This is a genomic window from Bartonella sp. P12B, assembly GCF_055796185.1.
This window is the reverse complement of the sequence record NZ_JBTTDI010000015.1, coordinates 1-25,385: the sequence shown is the minus strand read 5'-3', so window position 1 is coordinate 25,385 and position 25,385 is coordinate 1. Positions and strand designations below refer to the sequence as shown.

Here is a 25,385-nt window from a genome sequence, read left to right as displayed (position 1 = left end):
TAAAAGGGACTTCAGTTTGCTTTTGCTTCTTGTGTCCCCTTTGCCATGAAGCGCTACAAAAGCATTCTCTTCAGCACTCCACAATAACGCATCACCTTGAACAGTGGTAATTTCTTTTTCAATCTCACTTTTAATATTTGTAAATGAATCTTTAACAATCGCAAAAGAACTACCAACACCTGCTAAGGCCGTTGCTACATCATTATAAGTCTCATCGGTAACGCTGCCTTCAGAATCAAATTGCTTAACCGTAAATGTCGGAGCGGTCCATTGTCCATTACTATACTGAGCATTACCACCTAAATAAGTCGCAATATTCTTATTTGTTTCAAAAAGCTGTGAACCATTTACTGCATCCGTTGAACCTTCTGCAATGTTACCATTGGAAAGAAACATAATCTTACTATTGCTCTTTGCACCATTATCACCATGCTGCGCTACAAACGCTTTATCTTCATCACTCCACAACAAGGCATTCTGCTTAATATTTTCAGTAACCGCCGTATTGCTTTGAGTAAACTCTTTTTGAAGTTTCTCAAAAGAAGTACCAACACCAGCAAAAGCATCCGCTACATCATGATAGACCGTATCTTCAACTTTCGAACCATCCTCATTAACAGTCTTAAATGTAAATGTTGGAGCAGTCCATGTGCCATTTTCATAGCTAGCACCACCACCGAAAGATTTTGCAATTCCAGTGCCCAATGCATAAAGCTGAGAACCATTGATCGCCTCAATTGAATTTTTAGAAATTGTTCCACCTATCACACCGGAAATAGTTCTATTCTCATTATTCTTATTTTGAAGATTAATTATAGTGCCATCTGTTTCCTTACCAATGGTAATAGGATCGCCTTCTTTCTTTTGCTGAACAAGGCTATCTTCTACTACTTTGCTAATCTCCTTTTTAACTTCATTGTGGATATTCGTGATAGAATTACCCATCTCTGCAAAAGCTGCTGCTACAGTATCATATTTCTCTTCAGTCTCTGTACCTTCTGTATCAAATTTCTTAACTGCAAAACTTGGTGCTTTCCAACTTCCATTTTCATAGCTAGCACCACCGCCGAAAGATTTTGCAACCTCGGTTTCTAATGAATAAAGCTGAGAACCATTGATCGCATCATGAGAATCCTCGGCAATCTTACCATTGCCAACATTATGTAAAGAAACAGTACTCTTGCTAGGATCTCCAAAAGTTACACTGTTCTTATTAACTTTACGGGATGCTGAACTCATAAGTGCACTGATTTCCTCTGTATCGTAAAAAACTGCTACAGAACGGACATCTTCAATATCTTTAGAAAGTTTAGTAACGTTTTCATCAAGCTGCCCCTTATTAACAGCATCATTATCATTCTCTGCCGTCTTCACACCGGAAAGTATTCTATCTTTACTATCCTTATCAACAATAGTGATTGCTGCACCCTCTTTTTCACCACCAATCTTGATCAGTTTCTGCTCTTCATTCCACTTAACAAGACTATTACTTTTCACATTGGTAATTTCATTTTTAATCTCTTTATGAAGATCCGAAAAAGAATTATTAACACCTTCAAAAGCAGCCGTTACACTTGCATAGCTTTCATCTTTTGTACTGCCATCAGAATCAAATTTCTTAACCTTGAAACTTGGAGCAATCCATTTGCCATTTTCATAGCTAGCATCACCGCCGAAAGATTTTGCAACCTCAACACCTAATGAATAAAGCTGAGAACCATTGATCGCATCGTATGATTTTGAAGAAATTGCACCATCTGCAACATTGTGAAGACCTACAGGAGTCTTGTCTTTACCGCCGAAAGTCACACTCGTGTAATTAATGGTTCCATTTTTGTCATCTTTTTTATCGTAATGAACTACAGCTGATTCATCAGACTGAAGACTGATAGAAAGATCTTTTAAACCCTTATCAAGCTGCCCCTTGTTAACAGCTTCATTATTTTCTGTCGCGGTTTTCACACCAGAAAGAGTCCGATCCGTACCATCTTTGTTGGCTATATCGATTTCACTACCTTCTACTTCTTTACCAATAGTGATCCGATTTGTATCAGCTTCTTTCTTAATAAGGCTGTCTTCTTTCACATTGGAAATTTCATTACTAATCTGTTTTGTGATCTCATTTTTAACATTCGTAAAAGAGGTACCAACACCAGCAAATGCAGAAGCCACATCATCATAGGTCGCATCAGAAACATTGCCATCCTTATTGACCGTCTGAACTGTAAATTTAGGGGCGGTCCATTTGCCATTTTCATAGCTAGCATTACCACCTAAATAAGTTGCAAGTGTATTACTCACAGAATAAAGTTGATTACCCGCCACAGCATCAGTTGAGGTTTTAGAAATTTCCCCATTTTGAAGAGATGTAAGCTTGCTGTTATTTTTATCTTCTCCATGCTCGGCAACAAAAGCCTGTTTATCCTTACTCCACCATAAAGCATCGTCTTTAACTTCTTGAGAAATATCCGCTATTTTTCCATCAAATTTTTTGATCTCATTCATCAAATGAGTGTTCACATTTTTGACACTCGTATCAAGACCTGCAAAGGCAGCTCCAACATCATTATAATTAGTCTGTTCCAGATCACCCTTTTCGGTAATATTAGAAATCTTATAAGTTGGAACTGTTAAGGCACCATCTTTAAATGTCGCATTACCACCAAAATATGTAGCAGTTTTATCACCTAATGAATAAAGCTGTGATCCATTAATGGCTTCTGTTGAGTCTGTTGTAAGTTTACCATTTCCAACATTCCGCAACGAAACAGCACTTTCCTTTGGATTTCCAAAAGTTACACTGGTTTGCTTAGCCTTACGAGCTGATCTCGTAAATGCACGGGCATTTTCTGAAACTTCTTCTGTATCGTAGAAAACTGCTACAGAACGTACATCTTCAATTTTATCAGAAAGTTTCGTCACACCTTCATCAAGCTGCGCTTTATTAACCGCTTCATTGGACTTCTCTGCGTTCTTTACACCAGAGAGAGTGCGATCCTTACTATCCTTATCAGCAAGAGTGATTATATTACCGTGTTTTTCTGCACCAATCTTTATTATTTGATTATCTTCATCCAACTTAATAAGACTTTCACCTTCAACTTTGCTAATCGCATTCTTAACTTGTTCAGTAAATTTATTTTGAACATTCTTGATAGAAGTATCTATGCCTTCAAATGCTTCTGCTACAGTATTGTAAATCTTCTCTTCAGAATTACCATCATCCTTAGAAGTTTTGAGTTTAAAGGTTGGAGTAATCCATTTGCCATCTTTATATCCAGCGCCACCACCTAAAGATTTGGCAAATGCATCACTCATAGAATAAAGCTGACCACCTGTAACTGCATCCGCAGAGTCAGACGCAATATTGCCATCGGAAAGATGCGTAATCTTGCTCTTTGTTTTTTCTTCCCCATGCATTGCAACAAAGGCATGATCAGAATTGCTCCAAGATAAAGAATCTTGCGCAACACTTTGAGAAACTTCTTTAATACGTTTATTGACATTTTTGATATTTGTATCAAGACCTGTAAAAGCTAAGCCAACATCAGAAAAAGTCTTAGCTGTGATCTCACCTTTGTCATCAACACTCGACAAATTATAAGTTGGTCCTTTAAAAACGCCATCTTTAAAGGATGTGCTACCACCCAAAAATTGAGCAACATCCTCGTTGATTTTATTAATTTGACCACCATTAATCGCATCATGTGATTTTGAAGAAAGCACACCATCAGCAACATTATGCAAAGCAACAGGGGTTTTATCTTTACCACCAAACGTTACACTCGCATAATTAACAGTCCCATTTTTATCACCTTTATCATAGTGAACAACCGCTGAATCTTCAGATTGAAGAGCATCAGAAAGACCCTTTAAGCCGTCATCAAGCTGTGTTTTATTAACGGCTTCATCGCCTTTTACCGCCGCCTTAACACCAGCAATCGTTCGACTCTTGCCTTCCTTATTCAAAAGGCTGATTTCAGTGCCATTCTCTTTCAAACCAATAGTAATATTACCTGTTTTTGTATCATGCTGAATAAGGTTGTTTTCTGTAACGTTAGTGATCTGTGTATTAATATTTTCAACCACATTCTTAACTTGTTCAGTAAATTTATTCTGAACATTCGTGATAAAAGTACCTATGCCTTCAAATGCTCCTGCTATAGTATCGTAAGCGTTTTCTTCAGAGCTACCATCATCCTTAGAAGTTTTGAGTTTAAAGGTTGGAGTAGTCCATTTGCCATCTTTATATCCAGCGCCACCACCTAAAGACTTGGCTATCTCCGTGACTGCTGTATTTACCTTCTGGTCCGTAGAAAAAAGCTGACCACCTGTAATAGCATCCGTTGAGTTTGCAGAAATGTCACCATTCTGAAGAGATGTAAGCTTGCTATTTGTTTTGCTTTCTGTTTTGCCATGCGTTGCAACAAAAGCCTGTTTTTCTTCACTCCATGACAAAGCATTTTGATCAACTTTTTGAGCAATCTCATTATGAATATTTGTGACTGAATTTTTTACATCTGTAATTTTATTGTTAACATTCGTAAAAGAACTACCTACACCGGAAAAAGCAGCTGCTACATTATCATAGGTCACATTAGCAACGTTGCCATCTTCTTTGAAGCTCTCAAGCGTAAATTTAGGAGCTGTCCAGTGCCCTTCTCCATTATAACCAGACCCGCCCCCAAAATAAGTCGCAAGCTGCTCGTTTAAAGAATAAAGCTGAGAACCATTCACCGCCTCGTTTGAATCTTTAGAGATTACTCCACCTCCTACACCGGAAATGGCTCGATTCACTTTATTCTTGTTTTGAATATTGATTACTGTGCCGTCTTTCTCTTTACCAATGGTAATAGACTTTGTCGTCTCATCCCACTTAACAACGCTATCACTGACTACTTGGCTAATCTCTTTGGTAATATCATTTTTAATATTCGTGATTTTATTATTAACGTTCGTGAAAGAACTACCTACACCGGAAAAGGCAGATGCTACATCATTATAGGTCTCATCAGAAACGTTGCCATCTTCTTTGACTATCTTAACCTTAAAATCAGGTTTTTTCCATTCGCCATTCATATATCCGGCACCACCACCTAAGTAAGTAGCAATATGCTTATTCGTCTCAAAAAGCTGAGAACCTGTTACCGCTTCATTAGAATCTTCTGAAAGGTCTCCTTTCTTCAAACCAGTGAGTGTGCGCTTTTGCGCCACCTTGTTGGCAATATCAATTTTATCACCATCCGTTTGCGCACCAATCGTGATATGCTTCGTATCAGAATTTTGTTTAACAAGACTATCACCTTCAACTTTGGTAATCTCATTATTAATCTGATTGGTAATTTCCTTTTTAACATTCGTGATAGAAGTGCCAACATCAGCCAATGCTTCCCCTACATTGTTATAAGTCTTCTCTTCAAATTCTGGGCCATCACCTTTGAGGGTTTTTACCGTAAAAGTTGGAGCTGTCCATTGACCATTCTCATATTTAGCTCCACCTCCAAAGAACTCGGCTATCTTCGTGGCTGCTGTATTTACCTTCTGATCCGTAGAATAAAGTTGAGAACCGTTAACTGCTTCATTTGAGTTTGCTGATAGCCCCCCTTTCTTTATACCAGTAAGAATACGCTCATTACCACTTTTGTTTGCAATATTGATTTCGTTACCTTCTACTTCTTTCCCAATGTTAATGAGATTCGTTTCTTTATCTTTCTTAACAAGACTGTCACCTTTCACAGTGCTAATCTCATTATTAACCTGGTTGGTGATCTCTTGTTTAATATTTGTAACAGAATTACTAACTCCACTCAAAGCATCGGCTACATTGTCATAACTCTTCTCCTCAGGGCTACCATCATCCTTAAATGTCTTAATTTTAAATGTTGGTGCACTCCATTTGCCATCATCATTATAACCAGCTCCGCCCCCTAAATAAGTTGCAAGCATATTACTCACGGAATAAAGCTGTGAACCTGTTACTGCATCAGTTGAATCTTTAGAAATATCTCCAGCTAAAAGAAAGGTAATTTTGCTATTTTCTTGTGTCGCTATAGCTTTACTTTTTTCTTCTTTCTTCTTTTCATGACGAGCTACAAAGGCCTGTGCTTTATCGTCCCATAATAGAGCATTTTGATCAACCTTTTGAGCTATCTCGTTATGAATCTCCGTGACAGAATTTTTTATGTCATTTCTTACATCGGTAATGTCATTATTAATCTTTGTAAAAGAACTATCCACACCGGTAAATGCAGATGCTACATCATTATATTTTTGTTCTTGGATAATATAGGTCGGTGCTTTGTTAGAAAGTGCATTTACTTCACTTCCCAAATATTTCGATATGTTACTATTTAATAATGTTATATCAGTATAATTCTTCGTAACCTTATCAGTTGCTTTTTTAATATCAGTGGTATTTTGGGTTACATTAGTGTTCGTTGCAAAAAGCTGTGAACCTGTTACTGCCTCATTTGAATTTGCTGAGAGATCACCACCACGCACGCCTGTAATAGTACGTGTCTCTCCTTTATTATTAACCACATGAATTATAGTGCCATTTTCTTTCGCACCAATGGTGATATTACCTGTTTCATTATCATGCTGTACAAGGTTGTTTTCTGTAACATTGGTAATTGTTGTATTAATATTTTGAACCGCTTGTGTAATTTGCGTTTGAACGTCCTTAGCTACTTTTTCTACATGCGTGTTTACATTCTTGATATTCGTATCAAGACCCTCAAAAGCTGAACCAACATCATTAAATGAAGCGCTGTTGTTTATTGTACCATCGTCTGCAATAGAAGATAAATTATAGGTTGGCTTTTTGCTTCCAAGCACATTTGCTCCACCACCTAAATATTCCGAGATATTCTTATCAAGAGAAAATATATTACTGTTTGCTTTTGTTATATCAGTAGCGTTCTGTGTAATCTTAGTATTTGCTTCTATAATGTTATTCGTATTTTTTGTTACATCATTGTTGGTTACAAAAAGCTGTGAACCGTTGACTGCATCTGTTGAATCTTTAGATAAATCTCCAGCTTGCACATTAGAAAGTTTTCTATCCTTACCTTCCTTATCAGCAATAGTGATTATATTACCATGCTTTTCTGCACCAATCTTTATTCGTTGCCCTTCTTCTTCCCACTTAACAAGACTATCACCTTCAACTTTGGTAATCACATTACTAACCTGTTCTGTAACTTCAGTTTTAATATTCGTGACAGAATTTTTTACATCAGTAATTTTATTGTTAACCTCAGTAAAAGAACTGTCTATACCTGAAAATGCAGAAGCAACATTATTATATGATGTGTTCCCAATCTTATAGGTTGGTTCTTTTCCTTGAAGCACTTCAGCTCCACCACCCAAATATTTCGAGATATTATCATCAAGAGATTTTGCATTCTTATTGGTTGCAAAAAGTTGTGAACCTGTTACCGCTTCACTGGAATCTGCTGAAAGGTTTCCTTCCTTCAAACCAGTAAATGTACGTTTTTGTCCTTCCTTGTTGGTAATATCAATTTTATCACCACCAGTATCCTTACCAATAGTAATATGCTGAGTATCAGAATCTTGTTTAACAAAACTATCACCTTCAACTTTGGTAATCACATTATTAATTTTTTCTGTAACTTCAGTTTTAATATTCGTGACAGAGTTTGTTACGTCAGTAATTTTTTTGTCAACCTCCGTAAAAGAACTATCTATACCTTCAAAAGCATTGGCAACATTATGATATGTTTGACTCTGGACAGTGTAAGTTGGCTGCTTGCCTTCAAGAACATTAGCTCCACCTCCCAAATATTCCGATATACTACTATCAAGAGATGTTACATTCTTATTGGTTACAAAAAGCTGTGAACCGTTGACTGCATCTGTTGAATCTTTAGATAAATCTCCAGCTTGCACATTAGAAAGTTTTCTATCCTTACCTTCCTTATCAGCAATAGTGATTATATTACCGTGCTTTTCTGCACCAATCTTTATGAGTTGCCCATCTTCTTCCCACTTAACAAGACTATCACCTTCAACTGTGGTAACCACATTATTAACCTGTTCTGTAACTTCAGTTTTAATATTCGTGACAGAATTCTCTACCTTAGTAATTTCATTCTTAACCTCTGTAAACGAACTGTCTATACCTGCAAATGCAGATCCAACATCACTATATGATGTGTTCCCAATCTTATAGGTTGGTGCTTTACCTTTGAGAACATTAGCTTCACCACCCAAATATTTCGAGATATTATCATCAAGAGATGTTACATTATTATTGGTTGCAAAAAGTTGTGAACCTGTTACCGCTTCACTGGAATCTGCTGAAAGATTTCCTTCCTTCAAACCAGTAAGTGTACGCTTTTCTGTATCATTATTGGCAACATCAATCTTATCACCACCAGTGCCTTTACCAATCGTGATATGCTGGGTATCAGCATCTTGTTTTACAAGGCTATCACCTTCAACTTTGGTAATCACATCCTTAACTTGTTCTGTAACTTCATTCTTAATATTCGTGACAGAATTTTTTACATCAGTAATTTTTTTGTTAACATTCGTAAAAGAACTACCCACACCAGTAAACGCTTCCGCTACACTGCTATAACTCTGCTCTTCAACTTTAGTGCCATCCTCATTGACAGTCTTAACCGTAAACTTTGGAGCAGTCCATTTACCATTCTCATACTTAGCATTACCACCAAGAAATTTTGCAACTTCATTGCCCAGTGAATAAAGCTGTGAACCTGTTACTGCCTCATTTGAATCTTCTAAAAGTGCACCATCTTTTATACCAGTAAGTGTGCGTTTTTGCCCCTCGTTGTTGGCAATATCAATTTTATCGCCGTCAGTGTCCTTACCAATAGTGATGTGCTTCGCATTGTCATCTTGTTTTACAAAACTATTGGATGCTACTTGTTGTTCGATCTTTGTTTCAGTTGTCTTCAACTGTTCAAAATTCACTGCATCGGTATCTGCAGTTCCCTGTGCAACTTCTGTTATCTTGTGACTCCCCGCTGAGATGCCGTCCTTCGTTATCTTTGGACCATCAGCAACTATGAGACCTGTTGCATCTAAAATACTTGCCCCCAATTTTACGCTGTGGAGCGTAAGATCTTCCGATAAATCAAATATTACCTTATTGCCCTCAGCGGCTCTTGAAAGTTTATTGTCACCTGTTGCAATTTTCAAATTGCTACTTCCTGCAGAAAAATCTATCGCATTTTCTGAGTTTAAACTAACGTCGGTAGCATTTTCACCGTCAATCGTGAACTTCCAACCTCCTACGACCATTTCTCGCAATTCTTTTAATTGTGCAACATTCACCGCATCGGTATCTTCAGTTCCAGCAGCAAGACCTACAAGCTGCCGTGTTTCAACGGGCTTATTATCACTAAACACACCAATACTCATTACACCATATGTCGATTTCCATGTAACATCATCTAATGTTGAAGCTACCCCTGTCTTAGGATTATAACCTACAATGCCACTTGCAGTTATAGCATTAGTATTTGCACCCAAAGCAATACCCTTCGCAACACTCACAACTGTATCATAACCTATAGCTACAGCCATTTCAGCATCTTTTTCCTTCACTTCAGCACCTCCACCTATAGCCATTGCCCCAGTCGTTAATGACGTTGCCGATATCCCTATAGCTATTGACATTTCTCCCTCCGCTACTGGACCTACCCAGTAGTCAGAAGATGAATTATTGTGGTAAGTGTCCTGCCCTATTGCAATACTTCCTGATGCTCGAGCTTTTGCTCCTTCACCTAATGGCAAGCCACCTCTTGCGATGTAAGGCGCCCTTGCACTAAAGGGTTTAAAGCCTCTTGCCATTGGTTGGTTTATTTCAGGCATAGAGAAACTTCTATTAAGAGCACCCGCTCCTAGGGCTTTAGTATCTTCCGACACATCATCTACATTGATTGCTGTTGAATTACCCTCCAATGCCGAAACTAGCAAAGCTTCAGGTAGAGAGAAACTTCTTAAGCGTGTTCTTCTCTTAACATTATTTGCTTCTAAAGATTCAGTGTCTGCTGACACATCTACTCTTAACGCTGCTGGATCACTCTCTAATGCTGATACTTGCTCAGTTGCAGGCATAGAAAAACTTAAGGATGGCTCTGCCTCACTAACATGACTTGCAGTCACACCAATACGCGATGTTGTTGGAGTATTATCTAATGCTGTTTCTTGAACGCTCGTAGGCTCTACATCTACAGAATTCCCTGTCACACCAGCTCTTACTGAGAAAATATTCGATAAAAATACAACCATGACAGCCAACGAAAGCCCCTTAACAAAAGGTCGCTGATCAGAAAAACGAGAATAATTTAAATTACTCGCGGCTCGTGTGGTATAAAATTTTTTCATAATAAATTCTCCAATGAAAAAATTAAAACATAAAAAAGACATATTTCCGCGTTAAATACCGAAAAATGATTAGGTTTATGATTTAATGGTAATGTTTTTTGAATTGGTGACATTTTGATTCTTTTGCTGTGTTTTGTATGTGCTTTTTATAATCAGGTCTAAATGTGAAGAATTAAGAGGTGTATTAATGAGTGTTGTAAATGACACATTTAGATTCAATCAGTGTTTAAATTAGGGGTTTTAACTTAGTGTATTTTAAACGTTTTTTGCTTAAGTCAGTCAATTTATTCGTTGGACATTTAAAGCGATATGTTTGATGGTTTTCATTTACTAGTAAATTGTCTTTCGCTAAAATTGTGTAGTCTCTTAATGGTAATTAAGTAATCTTCAAGGGAGCTTTGGTTTTCTGAGGATTTTTTTCCGTTTAGTAATGATTTTGTCTTTTTAAGAGTAATGATGAAATCACATTGTAATTTCTTGATACTACTTCTCTTTAAATTCATAACATCCACCCCGCTTTGCTACCTTTCGCTCTTTCAAAAGATATTTTTTAAACAAAATGAGTCTTAACTAATACACTTTTTGTACATCTATAAAGTCTGAAATAGAATAGCAAGAAAAAAGTGAATTTCTTCTTAACAAAGGTATTATTATAAATTGTGGTGTGTTATTTTTTCAACAAAACATATAATATTTCTATGAGACCTTAAAATTTGCAGCCTCGTTAAATGCTATGTGGGTTTATGTGTAAATAATTTTTTATCTATAAAACTTACAAACTTTCCTAACAAGATTAGGCGTTGTGGAGTTTTCATTAAAATATTTTGTTTGCAGTATCGATTCAGCACTCTATCAAATCATGCACATAAACCCTATAACTCTCCCGAGCCTACAAATAAATTGGAATGCTAAAATTAAAAAAAGTGATCACTTTAAAATGATAACCAACTCCTAAAGAGAGACTGATAAAGACATATTTAAATGCTCTTATCAAAGATAGGATTTATAATTTTTAAAATTAAGACTCAGTTTGTGTATTTGAGAAAATATTTAGTTTGAAAAAAGTTGGTCTGTTAGAAATTTTTAAAGCGAAAACTCATGTATTCACCGTTTTCTTATTTTATGAGACTAAGGCGACCTTTTTTAAAAAAGAACGTGGATTCGCAATATATGTTAATAGGATTGTCCTTCAAAAAGATTCATATTACTTTAACTTAACGTCTAAATCAAAAGAATGAAAATATCTTCAGGAATTGTATGATCTTTTGAAAAATAAATTGGCTTCTCTTTTACTATAATGATTCTTGTTATAGTGGTATGTTAGCTAAAGAATAGTATAAAATAGCAACAAACAAACTTTCTTGGCTTTGCTAATAAAAAGTATCATTCAATATTTTGCAAGATGCTTCTGTGAAGTTTATACTTCAAATTTAATACTTTATAGCACATAGTTTTTAGCTTTAATCTCTTCGAAATTCGTATAATTTTTGCGTCTGTTGATTATTTTTCTAGGAAGATGCTTACCCTCACCGAAGGCGTTTTGTTAAAGCTTTCTACTAAAATGCCCCTGCTTTAATTAAGCAGAGGCAGGGAGCAAATTTAAGAAAATTTTCTATCAGTTCAGTGTCATGTTAAATCCTGCACCTACACCCCAATGCCCACCTGAACTCGTTACTGATAAATTAGAACGAATGTTTCCTTTTTCAGATGTATAACCAGCACCAAAAGCAAAGGCAGATTGACTACGCCATAAACCACTACCAAATGCGACACTTAATTTTCCAGGCATATCATTGTACCGTAAATTAGACACTGCCAACCCAATAGCTGCTGCTTGTTTTGCCTCTTTACGTACATTTTCAATGCTATAGTTTAAAGCCTCAAACTTCATGTTGGTGTAATTGTTTGCGCGTTCAACAGCATCATCAATAGCATCGACAACAATATTATTTACCCGTTGATCTGTATAGTGCTTTGATTGATCAAGAATGATTTTCATCTGTTGTTCAGTGTAATCACGCAACTGTCCACCATTTACTGCTTCTTTTGAACCTTTCTCAATGCGACCATCAGCAACATTATCAATCGTAACAGGCTCACTTTCGTCGACACCTTTCAGAGTAACTTTGTTGATTTTTTTGCCATTTTCATCTCTGTCATAGAGAACAACCCCATCCACAAGATCGTTAACCTTATTATCAATATGATCAACCTTATCTTCAATCTTGACAACCGTTTCACCAATATTTGTAACCGTAGTGGAAATATTATCAACTCTGTTTTCGATATGCTTAATATCTTTTTCAACACCGTTAATACGCTCATTGGTTTCCCAAAGTTGTCCGCCATTGACCGCATCTTTCGAGCCTTGTGCAATATTACCATCAGCTACATTGATAATTTTACTTGGCTTTCCATCATGGTTAGCATCATAGGCCCCCTTCAAATCATTCCACTTTAAAGCATCGGAATCGACTTTGTTTATGACATTATCAATCCGGTTGTTTATGTTAACCATACCGCTATTAATATCACCAAAAGCATCTGCAACATTATGATGTGTCTGCTCTTTAACAGTGCCATTAGCATCGATTTGAGAAATCTTGAAATTAGGAGCGGTCCATTTTCCATTCTCATATTTAGCACCACCACCGAAATAAGCAGCCAATTGGTTGCTCATGGCGTAGAGCTGATGACCTGTGATAGCATCGGTTGAATCCTCAGCAATATCTCCATCCAAAAGAAATTTAAGCTTGCTATTTGTCTTCTTTCCGTCTTTTTTGTGAATTGCAACGAACGCCTGCTGATCTTCACTCCAAAGTAATGCATCTTCAGAAATCTTTCCTATGCTTTTATCAAGCTGGTCTTTGTTAACAGCTTCATCACCCTTCTCTGCTGCTTGCACACCAGAAATCTTGCGTGCTAGCTTGTCATGTCCTGCAATGTTGATTTCAGTACCAGCCGTTTTCGCACCAATGGTGATAATACCTGATATACCTTCTTGCTGCACAAGATTATTTGCTTTCATTTCAATAATCTTATCATCAATATTCTTAATGGAAACATTTACACCAGTGAAAGCATCCGTAACATTATAATATGGCTTGTTCTGAATAACAAAGGTTGGCTCTATACCGGCAAGTACATCGGTACTACCTCCAAAATAGTTTGATATATTATCAGAAAGCTGGAATAGCTGTTGACCATTTATTGCTTCTGTTGAATCAGAGCTGACTTTCCCAATCGCAACACCGGAAATAATTCGTTCTCCGCCTTTAACGTTTGTAATATCGATTGTGGTACCAAGTTTTTCAGCACCAATAGAGATAAGCTCGTCACTTTCATGCCATTTAACAAGATTATTTTCTTCTATTTCATATTTTATATCTTGCAACTGTGCATAATTCACTGCATCAGTATCATTAGTTCCCGCTGCTACTCCTACAATCTTCTTATTACCAGCATAAATACCACCAGTCGTCATATTAGGACCACCAGTAATTACAAAACCATTATCGCTTACATTCGATTTGCCTGCTATTACACGTTTAACTCTTATAATGTCATTCAAAGCAAATTCTACAGTGTTGTTATCGCCTTTAGTAATTTTTATATTTTTACTTTCGTCATTATCCTCCTCTGCATTAATACCTACAAAATGTACTGTGCTGCCAGACTCAACATCCGTAACATCTCCACCATTAACAGAAAGCTTCCAACCTCCTGCTCCAGATATTAAGTCTTTTACCTTATTCAGCTGTGCAAAATTCACTGCATCATTATCTTCACTTCCCGCTGCAACTCCTGTGATCTTTTTATTACCAGCATTAATACCATTAATAGTGATCATTGGCCCATTCCGAATTATAAAGCCATCAGCACTCATAGAGCTTTGTCCTGTAGTAACACTTGTCAATTCAAGAGCATCATTTAAAGCAAATTTGATATTATGCTTATTCTCTCCATTTTCCTTTTCAATCTTTAAGTTGTCTTTTCCTACTCCGTTGTCATTTTTCACTGAAAAATCTACTGTATCGTTTCCCTTAACAGCTGCAGAATCTTTATCGTTAACAGAAATCTTCCAGCCTCCTCCTCCTACAATGACATCCCTCATAGCTTTCAGCTGTGCGACATTCACTGCATCGGAATCCATCTTCCCATCTGCAACTCCTCGAATCTGCATATTACCAGCGTTAATACCCCAAATCTCCATCGATGGCGTCCCCTCCTCAGAAAAACGAAAGCCATTTTTCACAATGCTTCTTCCCGCCCAGACACTTTTCACTTCAATATTATCAGCTAGGTCAAATTCGACTTTATCATCATTTCGTTTAATACTTATATTCTTTGTTTTTATATTAGGGACAAACTCATTTATTCTTTCACGGGAAACAAGATTGACTATACTACCAGGGGAAACATCTTGAGCATCATCATCATTAATAGAAAGCTTCCAGCCTCCTGCTTTTGATATTGATTTCTTTACCTCTTTTAACTGTTTAAAATTCACTGCATCAAAATCTTCCTCCCCATCTGCAACTCCTTGAATCTGCATATTACCAGCGTTAATACCGCTAATCTCCATCGATGGCCCCTTCCCTTCAGCAAAACGAAAGCCATTATTCATAACGCCTTTTCCCGCCGCGACACTTTTCACTTTAATATGATCAGTTAGGTCAAATTCGACTTTATTATCATTTCGTTTAATACTTATATTTTTTGTTTTTACGCTAGGGTCAAACTCGTTTATTCTCTCACCGGAAACAAGATTGATTATACTACCAGGAGGAACATCTTTAGCATTATCATTTTCAACAGAAAGCTTCCAACTTCTTGCCTTTGATATTGATTTTTTCACCTCTTGCAGCTGTTTAAAATTCACTGCATCAAGATCTGTAGTTCCTTCTTTCACTTTTGTGATCTTTTGATTACCAGCATCAATACCATTAATAGTCATACTTGGTCCTCCATTATTAAATAGAAAACCATCAACAGTCACCATTGCCCCATTCCCAATCATTAAACCATCATCACTCATAGAGCTTTGCCCTGTAGTAACTTTCGACAACTTAAGAGTATCACTCAAGGTAAATTTGAGGTTATGCTTATTCTCGCTACTTTCCCTTTCAATCTTTAAGTTGTCTTTCCCTACTCCGTTGTTATTTTTCACTGAAAAATCGACTGTATTGCCTCCATTAACAGCTGCAGAATCTCCATCATTAACAGAAATTTTCCAACCTTCTCCTCCCCCTGCAATGACATCCCTCATAGCCTTCAGCTGTGCAACATTTACTGCATCAGTATCATCACTTCCCGCTGCAACTCCTGTAATTTGGCGTGTTAGTGTACCCTTTGTACCATTAGCCGCAAGACCAACTTCTCCAACACTGAAAGCGCCTGTGGTGCTTTTCCATGCTATATTGTCATCTGTCGAGGCCTTACCTGAACTAGGGTCATAACCAGCAACACCCTTATTTCTATTAGAGATAGATCCCCCACCTACCGCAACACCATCATCAACCAATACTTGTGCATTTACACCAATAGCAACAGAATCTTGTGTTTCAGCATAGGTATGCGTACCTATAGCAATTGCATTTTCAGCCTTCGCTATTACTTTCCTTTCAGGATCAACTCCTTCAGTTCTGTCAGAGCGTCTGCTTCCTATCGCAATAGAACCTGAAGCTCGAGCTTCAGCCTCTGAGCCTATAGCAATCGCGTAATTCTTTTCTGCCCTCGCCCTATTTCCTAAAGAAACACTATTTTCACCTAATGCAGTTGCAAGCCCTCCAACAGCAACTGCAGATTTCCCTGATGCCTCTGAATCAACACCCATAGCAACACTTGCTATACCACTTGCAAGCGCAGAAACACCAAAGGCTTGCGCCCCTCCAGCCTTTGCTGTCGCGCCTGCACCAAATGCTGTTGAATAATTCCCCGTCGCAGCAGATCCACAACCGGTCGCAAAAGAATAAATACCATAAGCTTCAGGAAGAGCATTAGAAACACCACCCGTCAACAGTCCCATATAACCACCAATTGGGGTTGTCCAACTATCACCTTCCCAAGTAACCCGTTCAGTGGTCGTACCATAAGGACTACGACCTCCAAATTGTTTCTCACCAACAAATCTCTCATATTGTTCCTGTGCTGTTCTTCGCTGAGATTCTTTTATTGTCTGCTGTTGTTTGCCACCACGACCAACAACACTATCCGCACCACAATAATCATCATCACCAGCAAAGACAATACTGCCATGACTACCGTATTGGTAAGACACCATGGCACCATTCGTACTCAAATTATTCTGTCCTGTTATCGCAAGATTCGCAGCAAAAACAGGAGAAACACTTGATAACAATGAAACTATTGCCGCTCCTAATGAAACAGCTTTAACCAAATTTGGTGTTGAATATTTTCTCATAACAAACCCCTCAATATAGAGAATACTTTAAATGCCAAAACAAAGTTTAGCTCCGCCACAACAGGCAAAAAAAAACACTTCACAAAATCACCTTTGCGCAATAGAAAAATTAAAAAAACAAAAGACATCACCTCAACGCTCAGAGCTCTCTCAGCGTTGTCTTAAAACCTTTTAAAAGATAAAATTGGATACCCCCGAAAAAAGGAATTCAAACCCAAAATAGGCACTCTATTTGCAAACTATGGTATAACCTCCATCAAGAAATAGTATAATCTGCTTTCGTAAAAAGGATCTCTTATTAAAGAGCAATTTACTTTTCAGATAAAGCGCACAAACAAAATGGCAAGAGTACAATTCAATAATTTTTATTGATTTGAAAAAATTAAATTTACTAAGATTGGGGAAATCCATTTTAATACAAAGAACAGAACACGGTATAATTTCATAAAATTCATAGGAAACACATGGAATTCTATACTCCCCTATCTTTTCTACCAAAGACAACTCTTGAGTTTGCTTTAAAAAGCTAAAATCCATGCAAAAATATTGCGCCTTTTGAAAGTGAAACGATTAGAATATAGGGAAGAGGTATAAATTCTGCTTATGGAAGGCTATACAATTTTAGAATATTTAGATGCCTGTACTTTTCTGAATGAGATTTCTTGAGGCATATTCTAGAAACAACCCGCTTTGTCTCTATCAGAAGGAGTGATGTATTTATCTATTTCATAGACAATTATTACGTATGAGATATTGTACAAGTGGTTTTTATCTATTGGTGAATAACTGAATACAGCACGTAGCTGTCAGGGGGAGTCTTTTAATGATGACGAAAAAAATAATTTCAAAATATATCAGTCAAACTGCAAAAGAAATTATCAATCGTCTAGAGCACATTGATCTTCCCTTTTTTCTTTTCGATGCCGACAATGCTTTAGAGCAAATGGAAAAAATCATATTAGCCAGCAAAGAATACTTTGCTAATGCTAGCATTATTATTTCTCTTCAATCCTGTTCACTTGGAATTTTTTGTAGATTGTTGGCAGAGAAAGGATTGAGCGTAGAAGTTTGCTCTGCTGATGAATTCAAACTCGCCTCAGCAACAGGATTTCCTAATGATCGTATCATTTTAGATAGCTTCTTCAAAACAACTGAAGATTTATCTCTTGCATTAGAAAAAAATGCTCTCATTCATATAGAGAGCGTAAACGAATTTCATAAACTTATGACATTGGCTGCGAGAAAAGGTGAGCGCTATGGCGTTAGTATTAAACTCTCTCATTCTTACCTAAAGGATAAAGGCTCTTGGTTTGGGGTCACTAAAGAAGAATACATCAGAGATATTTTTCCTTTGTTATACAAATCTGAACATCTTTATCTGAAAGGCTTCTATCTTCACATCGGCTCCAACTTAGAACATTCTGCAATAAGCTTGAAATCCTTAAGTGATTGGCTTTCTTTTCTCGTCGAATACATGCCACCATCAGGATCTCTTTATATAAATAACAATTTCCTTGCTGATTGTATTGCATCGACCCTAGAACATGGAGTCTTCAATCCAGAAACCCTATTTTGTAGCATTCATGATGTGCTGAAAAGTTATGATCCAGATCTGCTTGAAAAATGGAAGTTTATTTTTAAACCAAGCTGCTCCTTGAACGAAAAAAATAGTTATGCCGTAGGAAAGACTTTTGACTATAAGCTCCATGATGGTATCCAAATTCTACAGACTAATCTAAACATCAAGCAGATCCCCTCACTACAGAATAGACTTCACTCGCTCACATTGTTGGATGATCTGAATAAAAATCCAAGTGATGATAAACAAATTCTAACAAGATTTATCTGTTATGAAAATAACTCTCTGTGTTTACAAGGAAACCATGGTTTAACAGAAGATCAGCATTTTTTAATAAGAAGCTGTCGTTTTTATGATATGCAAACTGCTAACGAATGGTTATGCAAAAGACTACCAATCTATGTCTGGCTAAAAGGAGGTGTACTCACCGCTAGGATGCCCTCCTCCATTTTGTCCGCTCTCTCCAAAGATTTGCTGCACAGAAAAGAAAATTTTTATGTAGACGATGATATCCAGCTCACAACACCATCAAGAAAATTTGCCCCCGCTCTCTATGAAATCATTCATTGCAACAGAGAGTATTTCAGCAAATTTATGGCATGGCCACGTTTTGTTAACCATGAAAATGATACAGCCAATTTTCTTGACTCCTGTTTTCTCGCACATCAAAAGGACAAAGAAAAAACCTATGTTATTTTGTTTAAAGAAAATCCTGTGGGTTTACTTTCTTTCAATAACATAGATTATGAAAATAAAACCGGATATATTGGATACTGGCTTGATAGAAAAGCGCAAGGTAATGGTATTATTACAAAAGCAGTAAAAGCTCTTGTCAAGCATTACTCTTCACATCATCTTCTCAAACGATTTGTCATAAAATGTGCTGCTACTAACCAGAAGAGCAATGCTGTTGCCAAGCGTTGCGGCTTTGAGTGTGAAGGAACACTTAAACAAGCCGAATATTTAAATGGTGTTTTTCACGATCAGAATATTTATAGCTGGATTTCATCTGATAACTAACACATACGTAGCAACTATGTGAATTACTTTGTATGTTGTACAGCTCTTTTTCCACATTCAAAAACTATCATAAATGCACAATAAATAAAAATAAATTAAGTGGATCAAAACATGTCGTTTGATTTTAAGTTTTGTGCTTAGTGCTACAAGATAAAAAAGGTTTTCATTTTAGAAGACTATTAATCAGGATCTTTTGTAGTTACTGATTGTGCTTTTTCAGTTTCAATTTGATGTTTTAAATGCAATTTTAAACGCGATATAAAGTTGCTTTAACTTCTTCCATAGTTTTGATGTTTTGAATAAGCTCTTGCAACTTCCCATAAAGCACGGCTGCTAATTCTGCTACATCTTTAGAAGAAAATGTTGTGTTTGAATCGCGATAGTTCGTATAAATTAAATATCAAAGCGTTTTCATAAGCCTAGCAGAAATGACTTGCGGCTTAAAACCCATCGCTTTCACCCTTGTCATATCTGTAAACATTTCACCATAGCCAGTTACAAGCCAATCTAATGAAACACAATAGATTTCTTGATATTTGTAGAGAACAAAAGCTGTAAGTTCTCCTATACCAGTTTCATAAAGCTCTTATGGAACAAGCTACTTATACGAAGCTGTTCGGCATTCGTGAAAACATAGAGACGGCACACTCCACAACAGAATTTTTCCACCTCGATTTTAGATCCTATTTTTGATCGTACAAAAGAGTTTTCTCAATCAATATAGTTATTTATTCAAAAATTATCTTGATTTATATCTATCATTATCGCTCATTAAGATAAGCCGGTTACCCCACACCTCCACATAAAGCAGATGTTGCTATATCCATTTAAGCAGGCACAAAAATCATGCCCCCCTAAACATGCAATCGCCATAGTCTTTTTTTAAGCGACACCATAGGAATATAACCTTAGCATAACTCATAAAAGTTTATCAAATACCTTTATTCAGTATCAAAAACATTTTGGATACGAACCAATGAAAAAACTGAACGTGCCACTATCGCTTTTGTTAGGTTGACTATTACATAGATTTTTGTTGGTCGCTATCCTAAATGTCATTCCTACATTCTCAATGCAGTAAGAAACTTCATACAGTTTCTATTGTTCATTCTATACTGTATGCTATCACTGCTTAAACCACAGAATATGCATGTTAAACGTATTGACCATAGTTTTTTACATAACGATAAAAAGTTTATCAATGTCTAAAACTCAATACAAAATGGGTAAAATAAATGGCCATTCTGCAAAAAATGAGATCATTAATCCAGAGGCTAAATGTTTACAAGCTATCTCAATCCACATCATTGGTAATAAACGAAAACAAATAAAAAGTAGTATACTTCTCAGGCGCAGAAACTAATCAATCAAGCAACTACGCCATTTTATTTATATCAATAACAATGGTTTTGATTTGATTGACTATGATGAAATTTCAGGGCATTTTACCATCAAAACAATCCATCTTACACACAAATTAAAAGCCGTTTAGCAATAATGCGTTTTAAATATCGTAGACCTTATAGTAAAGATATTGCAATATGCATACACAATTGGGAAATTGAAAATCTTGGAAAAATAAAATTTCTCACAGACATTGGCTTAAAAATTAATGTTTTGCACCAAATTTATAAAACTATGATATTGATATATAAACCCTTAATGATGATAATAAAGTAGCATTTATTCAAACTGCATGAAAAACCGTGATGTGGAGACATTGACATGACCCCTTTATGCGATAAAGAATTATCCGATACGCTTGTTGGTCTTTATGATGATTATCAACGCGGTTTTGACATTGGAGAACAACTTAAATTATGTGTGGATTTGGCATTATCTCTTGAATTGGAACTGAGTATTCATCGTTTAAGCGAAGCAGATGCGGTTTTGAAAAAGGAAATCGTACAAACCTTACACCGCCGCAGAACGCCTCTTTCCAACAAAGAGGATACAAATACAGCTATTCATATGGATTTTGAAGAATGCAAATAACCCAACCTAGCTCCTCTCTGATAAGAGATTGTCTCATTGCTTTGCTTAAATATGTAATAAAAAACTTTTCAGAAATTCCAATGTACCATATATTGCTAACCTTTCACGAAAGCGAAGTTAATCAAAGAGTGTATCAACATTTTTTATTAATTCATCAAAAGAGCCTAATCTTTTATAACACATAAGATTTATGTTTTATTCGTTAAAAACTCTAATCTTAATATTCACTCATCTATCCTTTAAAACAATACATTCTGTAGAATACCATACATGTTTATAGAATGACGTAGATCTTACAGCATTTAAATGCAAATTATTGTTTCTCATTTTTGTAAAAAAGCACAATGAACATTCCAGAAATCGCAATGATACTTTGAAGAAAATATATAAACTGAGATGAAAATTCCTCGGGATCTCTTGCCATAAATAGATAGAATCCAAGAATAAAACATCCAGAGATACCATTAAAACTTGCCTGTAATCTTCCCTGATATTCAGGATCACAGTAGAGTTGTGATAAAGAAATTGAAAGAGCCCAACTCGAAAGTCCAAATCCAATCATAAAATAAACAGGAAAAACAATGAAAGTATGTATATTAACAGACAATATAACAAGCCCAATAGCCATAACGGCTAATAAAAGAACTATTGTTTTTCTTATGGATAAAACTTTACAAAAAAGTGGCGAACAAAGCGCACCAATAAATGCGCCTATTGAATAAAACGCTTCTAATGTCGCAAAAATCTTGCTCCCCGCATTCAAAACCTCTTGTGTATAAGGAATCAGAACAACAGGGATGGTCATTAAAAGAGTCATAATGATCATCTGGCTTATATATGGCATCATAAGAACTGGATTCTGCTTAAAATAACGAAGTGATGATGTATAATTTTCCCACCAATTTTGCTGGTTTTGACTTTTAGATCTTCGGTTTTTAGGTACCTTCATAGCAAAATTAAATAAACCGGCAAGAATAAAAAATATGCTGCCTATCAGAAGTGTTCCTTTTGTTCCTGCATAGGCGAGTATAAATCCACTTAATCCCATCCCTACGATAGTGCCAAGTTCATAAACCATATCAATTGTTGCATTTGCATTGAGCAATTGTTCTTTCGGAACGATACTTTGGATCAAAGGAACAGCTGATGGCATATAAAAAGAGATAAAAATACCCAAAAAAGCAGATAAGAATATCAATTCAATTTTTAGACCAAACTGCCAAAATATCACCCATCCCATAATCGCCAACGCTCTACCAAAATTTGAAATGATAATCTGCATTTTACGATTGTATTTATCTGCCAACACGCCAAAAACAGGCGAAAAAATAATGCTAGGCATCCACAGAAAAAACATCATCAACACTACACCACGAATTGAGTTTGTCTGACTGTAGGCAAGCCATGACAATGCGATATAATCTAACCCACTTCCAAATGCAGAAAATAAACCGCTCAACGTAAAATAGAGAAAATTTCTATTTTCAAATAAGGCAACACGTTCTTTCAAATTGGAAGTTAACATCAATTAGCCCCTCGTAAACATATCATTGTCCACTCCATCGTTTTATGTTTTAGCTCATTAAAAATATGAGAACGCAAAATTTCTCATTTTGATGCTTTTAAATTTTTTGTTTTATCATAAATACGTTGTAAAAATGCAGATATTACACTTTACACATGAACGTGCTTTTAGCGCTAGATTGAAGCTAGCATTGAATATACCACAGATGCGAAACGTAAAAGCCTTGCTTTCAAAACGATAAAAAACACAAAAATGTTTGCTGTTTTGCTGTAATGTAATATTAAGTTTTGAACTCAATGGAAAAAGGTCGGATTAGATAAGAGTACGTGATAGTTTATTGCTTTTATATATCATTTTATTAAATTCGTTATTTGTAAAATTAGATTTTGACAACAAGAGAAAACTTTTAAATCCTTGAAAAAAATGAATTGGTAAGAAAGTTCGTGATAAATTATACAAAATTCGCCGCAAAACTACATTTATGTATAACCTATTGACTTCATTTAAAATGGCGGAGAGAGAGGGGAGGATGATCTTAAGCTGCATCTTTGATTATAATCACAACCTGTTTACCTAGCACAGCTAGTGCTTGCTCCAATGTTTGAAGCTTAGTTGGATAGTTTAGATCAAGAATGCGACGCGCTTCTGTTTCTTTCTTGCCAAGACGATTAGCCAATTCTGTTTTTGTGATATTAGCATTATTAAAGGCTTCTACTACTGCTAGTTTGAGAGCATTCCATGCGTCTACCGTTACTGCTACAAGACCTTTATACTGCTGTGGTGTAGGTAAAGATAAACCACGCATAGGATAGCTACGTAACGCTAGTCCCAACGCTTCAACAGCATTTTCTAATGCCTCTGCTCGATTTTCTCCAGCTGTTATTGCTTCAGGTACATCTGGAAAAGTCACGACAAAACCACCATCTGCATCAGATTCCAGCTTTGCTTGATAGGTATATTCCATATTTAAGTCTCCTTATCATTACTGAAATGGATTTGAAACGAAAAGTAATGAAACCGTTTGAATTGAAGTTTCATACCCCCAACTGTTTTTTATTATTTTCACATAAAGTGGCGTCAATTCACCAGATTTTACAACGGTTGTTTTGTCTCCAAAAGTTACCCAATAATGCGATCCTTTTCCTGCATCAGGAGCTTCACTGTAATGAATGCCTCTTTTTCTAGCTTCTTTACGTAATTCTCTAAGCAGTGCTTCTCGTTTCATTTGCCCTCCTCTTCAATTCATAAAATGACTGTCGCACATAAAAGTTCGATAGCCAACAATAAATCGAACAAAAAAGTTTGATGCAAGCTCTTTTATTTAGAGAATATTTTTTGAAAAACGAGCAGAAGAAAAATTGACTGTACTGAGATTAGTGGTGATAGAAAAGTTTATGACAACAGAGAACTTGTTATCTCTGATGAAATTATTTTTACAACAGTATAAATAACGGCGCGGGGGACGCCTTTTTATGACAAAAAAAGCCGTGTCATATAACGACGCGGCTTTAATTTGAGAAATAAACAATTAAAAAATAAAAAATGGGATTCATATTGTAGATTCAATATGTTATCATTATTTCGTTTGTAACTATAACCCGTAATGTGTTATTATAACGCAAGTGTAATGTTTGGTGTGTTGTGTAAGATTTTAGTTCATAATTTTCTAGAGAAAATAGATATGTTTACAGATAAGCAGTTAAGAGCCTTGTTTGGCGTTATAATTTTTATATTTTTCAGGAATTAAAAGAAATCTTGACTTTATCCAAGGTATTTTAACATTCGCGTCTGTTGCTTTGGTAATAGTAACAACCATTTTTGCAATTTTATGCAATTCTCATATTCCTTCTGAGTTGCAGAATAACCCAAAATATAAACACGGCAATACAACAGCTTGGCAGAGGTTAACGCGTGATTTACAACAATATATGCACAAACTCTTAAAGCTCATAACTTTAGCGCTTGTCATTTTAATTCTTCCAAATAGTTATAAAGAAAAGGTCTCTTTGCCTTTCATTTCTAAGTACATAGAACCGCATTTTTCTTTTTCATTGGACACTGTACTTTGGTGCTATTTTTTAGTCTGTGTAATTTTCCTTATGTTGCGTACACGCAGTTTAATCAATATCTCTGTTTATACGCTCCAAGCTTCCACTAATAATACAAAGTAAAGTTTTTGACTTTGATAGAGTTTTCGTTATCTATACAGGAGCATTCAGTGAACAGATCAACACCTCAATTTGATAGAAATCCTAAGGTTCTCCTTGATATGCTTGATGTCCATCTGAAAAAAATTAATGGTTTTATAAAAACTGATTTTTATGACTTTAAGCATATCTACGACGGTCCTTTTTTAGTTTCTGAAACCAAGTCTTTTCCACTTGAATCCATTATAATCGTAAATATCGATCAACCAACAAAAAATGCAATAAATCCAATGGATGAAGGCCCAGTTAAGCGTG

General features: G+C 36.1%; 7 protein-coding genes and 3 pseudogenes. 4 read left to right on the top strand and 6 right to left on the bottom strand.

The annotated features are described in order from the left end of the window. Positions 1-10,380 (bottom strand): hypothetical protein (locus tag AC0QT1_RS07415; protein WP_473201997.1); only part of this gene is annotated, 10,380 nt, incomplete at its 3' end. 1,615 nt (positions 10,381-11,995) lie between these two features. Beyond that, entirely contained in the window at positions 11,996-16,804 is a 4,809-nt protein-coding gene (locus AC0QT1_RS07410) for a Vomp family autotransporter (RefSeq protein ID WP_473201996.1), read from the bottom strand. Positions 16,805-17,627: 823 nt separating this feature from the next. Here AC0QT1_RS07410 and rimL point away from each other — a divergent pair. Continuing rightward, positions 17,628-19,403, top strand: a complete 1,776-nt coding sequence (rimL, locus tag AC0QT1_RS07405; protein WP_473201995.1) for a 50S ribosomal protein L7/L12-serine acetyltransferase — start codon at positions 17,628-17,630, stop codon at positions 19,401-19,403. A gap of 179 nt (positions 19,404-19,582) precedes the next feature. On the opposite strand, the pseudogene AC0QT1_RS07400 reads toward rimL, so the two are convergent. Then, a pseudogene (locus AC0QT1_RS07400) lies at positions 19,583-19,983 on the bottom strand (helix-turn-helix domain-containing protein); the annotation flags it as partial. Positions 19,984-21,128: 1,145 nt separating this feature from the next. Here AC0QT1_RS07400 and AC0QT1_RS07395 point away from each other — a divergent pair. Then, positions 21,129-21,398, top strand: coding sequence for a hypothetical protein (locus AC0QT1_RS07395; RefSeq protein WP_473201161.1), 270 nt, complete (start codon positions 21,129-21,131; stop codon positions 21,396-21,398). A 313-nt stretch (positions 21,399-21,711) separates the two neighbouring features. Here AC0QT1_RS07395 and AC0QT1_RS07390 read toward each other — a convergent pair whose 3' ends face one another. The 3 genes and pseudogenes from AC0QT1_RS07390 to AC0QT1_RS07380 form a co-directional block, all read right to left on the bottom strand. After that, complete coding sequence (locus AC0QT1_RS07390; RefSeq protein ID WP_473201162.1) at positions 21,712-22,923, bottom strand: MFS transporter; 1,212 nt, start codon at positions 22,921-22,923, stop codon at positions 21,712-21,714. A gap of 535 nt (positions 22,924-23,458) precedes the next feature. Beyond that, positions 23,459-23,887 carry a type II toxin-antitoxin system HicB family antitoxin gene (locus AC0QT1_RS07385; RefSeq protein ID WP_473201163.1) on the bottom strand — a complete coding sequence of 143 codons (429 nt, stop codon included), beginning with the start codon at positions 23,885-23,887 and terminating at the stop codon, positions 23,459-23,461. A gap of 75 nt (positions 23,888-23,962) precedes the next feature. After that, positions 23,963-24,148 (bottom strand): annotated as a pseudogene (locus AC0QT1_RS07380) (hypothetical protein); the annotation flags it as partial. Positions 24,149-24,604: 456 nt separating this feature from the next. Between AC0QT1_RS07380 and AC0QT1_RS07375 the strand changes: the two are divergent. Further along, positions 24,605-25,094 (top strand): annotated as a pseudogene (locus AC0QT1_RS07375) (hypothetical protein). 47 nt (positions 25,095-25,141) lie between these two features. Next, positions 25,142-25,385: hypothetical protein (locus tag AC0QT1_RS07370; RefSeq protein ID WP_473201994.1), on the top strand; the 244-nt coding region annotated here is incomplete at its 3' end.

Excerpts from the sequence above, each read along its gene's own strand:
- AC0QT1_RS07410 (WP_473201996.1), bottom strand. The coding sequence starts at position 16,804 with ATGAGAAAATATTCAACACCAAATTTGGTTAAAGCTGTTTCATTAGGA.
- rimL (WP_473201995.1), top strand. The coding sequence starts at position 17,628 with ATGATGACGAAAAAAATAATTTCAAAATATATCAGTCAAACTGCAAAA.
- AC0QT1_RS07395 (WP_473201161.1), top strand. The coding sequence starts at position 21,129 with ATGACCCCTTTATGCGATAAAGAATTATCCGATACGCTTGTTGGTCTT.
- AC0QT1_RS07390 (WP_473201162.1), bottom strand. The coding sequence starts at position 22,923 with ATGTTAACTTCCAATTTGAAAGAACGTGTTGCCTTATTTGAAAATAGA.
- AC0QT1_RS07385 (WP_473201163.1), bottom strand. The coding sequence starts at position 23,887 with ATGGAATATACCTATCAAGCAAAGCTGGAATCTGATGCAGATGGTGGT.